The organism is Arthrobacter sp. JCM 19049, from assembly GCF_001310435.1.
The window spans coordinates 1-2432 of the sequence record NZ_BAXF01000332.1 but is presented as its reverse complement, the minus strand read 5'-3'; the positions used below and the strand labels follow the sequence as shown (position 1 = coordinate 2432).

Annotated in this window: 2 protein-coding genes and 1 pseudogene; 1 reads left to right on the top strand and 2 read right to left on the bottom strand. The window is 64.8% G+C overall.

Annotated elements, in window-relative coordinates; all coding sequences use genetic code 11:
- Positions 1-96: 96 nt before the first annotated feature.
- Entirely contained in the window at positions 97-519 is a 423-nt protein-coding gene (locus JCM19049_RS11760) for a hypothetical protein (RefSeq protein ID WP_279403081.1), read from the top strand.
- A 153-nt stretch (positions 520-672) separates the two neighbouring features.
- On the opposite strand, the pseudogene JCM19049_RS11755 reads toward JCM19049_RS11760, so the two are convergent.
- A pseudogene (locus JCM19049_RS11755) lies at positions 673-1661 on the bottom strand (LLM class flavin-dependent oxidoreductase).
- Between the two features lie 140 nt (positions 1662-1801).
- A complete protein-coding gene (locus JCM19049_RS11750; RefSeq protein ID WP_013349999.1) occupies positions 1802-2005 on the bottom strand; it encodes a cold-shock protein in 204 nt (67 codons plus the stop codon).
- Positions 2006-2432: the final 427 nt, after the last annotated feature.

The following is a 2432-nucleotide window of genomic DNA, read 5'->3' as shown; positions in this document are numbered from 1 at the left end:
CCAGCGGGCTGTCCGGCGCGGCGTAGAGTGGAAGGCATGAACGCCTTGTCCCACACCGATTGCGCCACCCGACCCAGCACCGCCGCCCGATGGGCCGTGGCCACCCGGCTCCTGGTCCCGGCCATCTGGCTGGGGCTGATCATCGGGATCTCCTTCATCGAGGCGCCGCTGAAGTTCACCGCCCCGGGCATCACCATTCCGCTCGGGCTGGGTATTGGCCGACTGGTTTTCGCGGCGATGAACGTGGTGGAGATCGTCCTGTTCCTGGCCTGGCTGGCCGCCAGCGTTCGGCGCGGCGTGGACCGCGCTTGGTGGACCGTGCTGGGGTTGAGCGGGTTGTGGCTGCTGATCAAGACCGTGGCCATCCGACCGGGCCTGTCCCGCCGCACCGACGCGGTGCTGGCCGGAAACTTCGAGGGCGGCTCGCTGTGGCACTACGCCTACATCGGCGTGGAGGGTCTGCTGACCGTGACCTTGATCGTGGCACTGTTCATGCAGTACGGCGCTGGGTGCGGCTAAGCGCCTGAGCCACCTTGCGCGGTATTCCGCCGCGGCGGACCTCCAGACAACGCAAAATGCCCCGTTGCGGGGCATTTTTGATTCCACCCGCCGGCCATGCCGACGCCCGAGCGGAGGTGCCGGCGCCGGCATGGGGGCGGGGTCGTGGTGTTGCTAGGCGTTGGCGGCCAGGCCGACGGCCTGCGCGGTGAGCCACACCGAATCCAGGCGTTCGGATTCCTGCAGCGGGTAGTGCACGGTGATCAGCTCGTCGGCCTGGCTGGCCTTGGCGAAATGCTCCAGGTATTCGGCGACGTCGGAGGGCGCGCCGACCGCGGTGTAGCGCATCATGTCCAGGACCTGGGCGGCGGGGGCAGTGCCCATGAGCATGTCGATTTCCGCCTCGGTGAACGGTTCCTCCCGATTGCGGCCCAGGAAGGAGGCCACCCGCTGGCGCTTGGCCTGTTCCATCAACTCGTGGGCGCGCTGGTGCTGTCGGCGGCCAGGACCCCGACCCCGGCAATGACGTAGGGCTTGTCCAGCTGCTCGGAAGGGTGAACTCGTCCCGGTACAGCTGCACCGCCTGGTGCAGGGCATCCGGGGCGAAGTGGGAAGCGAAGGAATAGGGCAGGCCCAGCTGCGCGGCCAGCTTCGCGCCGAACAGCGAGGAGCCCAGGATGTACAGCGGCACCCGGTGCCGGCCCCGGGAATCGCCCGGACGGTGGGGATGCGCGATTCATCGGCCAGGTAGGCCTGCAGCTCCAGCACGTCGTGCGGGAAGGTGTCGGCCGCGTTGGGCTCACGGCGCAGCGCGCGGAGGGTGACCGGGTCGGTGCCTGGGGCCGGCCCAAACCCAGGTCGATGCGGTCCCCGAAGATTTCGGCCAGCGTGCCGAACTGCTCGGCGATCACCAGCGGGGAGTGGTTGGGAAGCATGATGCCGCCGGACCCCAGCCGGATCCGGTTGGTGTGGTGGGCGATGTGGCTGATGAGGACCGCGGTGGCCGAGGATGCGATGGTCGCCATGTTGTGGTGTTCGGCGTACCAGATGCGTTCGTAGTTCGCGCGTTCGGCCATCTGGGCCAGGCGTACCGAGGATTTGAAGGAGTCGGCAACCGTGGAGTCCGGTGCCACCGGGGCAAGATCAAGAATGGAAAGCTTCACAGTGGTGCCAACCACGATGGGACCCACGGTATTCCGTCGTGAGACAGTCCGAGGGCGAGGAAAGGCTCACAAAAAACGGTGCCGAACCGGGAAAGTCCCGGTTCGGCACCGTTCAAGCTTGGCGTGTAGCCGTTTCGCCTTTAGAGAGCGCGAATGTCAGCTGCCTGCAGGCCCTTCGGGCCCTCGACAACCTCGAACTCAACCTTCTGGCCCTCGTCCAGGGTGCGGAAGCCCTGGGTCTGGATGGCGGAGAAGTGTGCGAAGACGTCCGGATCGCCGCTGTCCGGAGCGATGAAGCCGAAGCCCTTTTCAGCGTTGAACCATTTCACGATTCCAGTTGCCATTTATTCCTTGGTCCTTTCAGACGTAATCCCGCCACACCTCGTGGCGGAAATGGTTGTTTCCACGCAAACCGTCGAAGGCTCTCCCGCTGGGAGTTCCGCCGGCCGATTGTGCGAAGCAGCCAGGTCATTCACTTCACGTCTAGAAAGGTTGCCTGACATTCAACGTGTTGACGTCTGCAAGCTTCTAAAGGGTACTTCGCGAATTACTTTGAAACTACATGTCCTAGCCTACGTGGTCTACGGGCCTAACTGAATAACTTCGCCCGAATTAATCTAGATTTTGGTAAAGAATCGACCAATGGTTACCTTGCGAGGGGCTTGACGACCCTTCCAACCACGATCGCGGCCACCAGTGCCAGCAATGCCGCCAGGGACGCGGTGACCAGCACGCCGTGGTCGAACGCGGCGGCCGCGGCCTGCAGCAGGG